At 76.4% G+C, this 844-nt stretch carries 1 protein-coding gene; it reads right to left on the bottom strand.

Going from position 1 to position 844, the window contains the following annotated elements; translation table 11 throughout:
* Window positions 1-368: 368 nt before the first annotated feature.
* Window positions 369-536: a 50S ribosomal protein L33 gene (rpmG, locus tag E2C05_RS32210; RefSeq protein WP_133223649.1), complete on the bottom strand. Its 168-nt coding sequence runs from the start codon at window positions 534-536 to the stop codon at window positions 369-371.
* Window positions 537-844 lie beyond the last annotated feature (308 nt).

The raw sequence follows: 844 nt of genomic DNA, 5'->3' as shown, positions 1-844 counted from the left end.
TCGGGCGCCGGCCGGCGGCGCGGCCGCCTCCGCGGCTGCGGCCACGGCCTGGCCCCGGCGCCGCGGGCGATCGCGCGCGGGGCCGAAGGTCGCAGTGCTAAATCTTGCATGGTCACGGGGCATGGACCCGGGGCCGGCGCCGGGGTCCGGGCCGGGCGCGGCCGGCGGCGATTCGCGCGATGGCCCAGGCGTGACGCGAGGCCGGACCGCTGCCCCGCGTCGATCGCTGGGTGGAGTCGGGCCTCGGGCCGCCGGCCATCGGCGCGGGTCCTTGCCCGGATGGCGGCCGCACGCATGAAAAGGCGGCCGGGTTGCCCCGGCCGCCGCCAATCCCGCTGCTGGGATGCGGCGCCTGCGCGCCGCGCCGGCTACTTGATCTTGGCTTCGCGGAAGACGACGTGCTTGCGCGCCACCGGGTCGTACTTCTTCTTCTCGAGCTTGCCAGTCATGTTCCGGACGTTCTTCTTGGTGACGTAGAAGAAGCCGGTATCGGCGCTGCTGACGAGCTTGATCTGGATGGTATTGGCCTTGGCCATGGGGAAGCCTTCGCGGGTTCGGTCTGCCGGGCTGGCGGAAGCGGCGGGAGACTAGCGGCCGGGGCCGTCGCGTCAAGCGGAACCTGCCGCGCCGCCCCCGACGGCGCGGCGACCCTGGGCCGGCCCCGGACGCCCGGTTCAGCCTCCCGGCGGCGCCGCGGCAGGCCGGCTCAGCGGGCCATCGCCGCGCGGTAGGCTTCCGCCTGCTCGATCAGGGTCCGCGCCGCGGCCTGGTCGGCCGGGCGTCCCTCGGCCGGGGGGCAGGCGCCGCGCAGCGCCGCCACCTCGCTGGCGGGCACCGGCGCCCG

It is taken from the genome of Paracraurococcus ruber (assembly GCF_004353985.1).
Lineage (GTDB): Bacteria > Pseudomonadota > Alphaproteobacteria > Acetobacterales > Acetobacteraceae > Paracraurococcus > Paracraurococcus ruber.
The sequence above is the reverse complement of the archived record's forward strand: the minus strand, read 5'-3'. Positions and strand labels throughout refer to the sequence as shown.

Coding starts and splice junctions, on each gene's coding strand:
- rpmG (WP_133223649.1), bottom strand. CDS start 536: ATGGCCAAGGCCAATACCATCCAGATCAAGCTCGTCAGCAGCGCCGAT.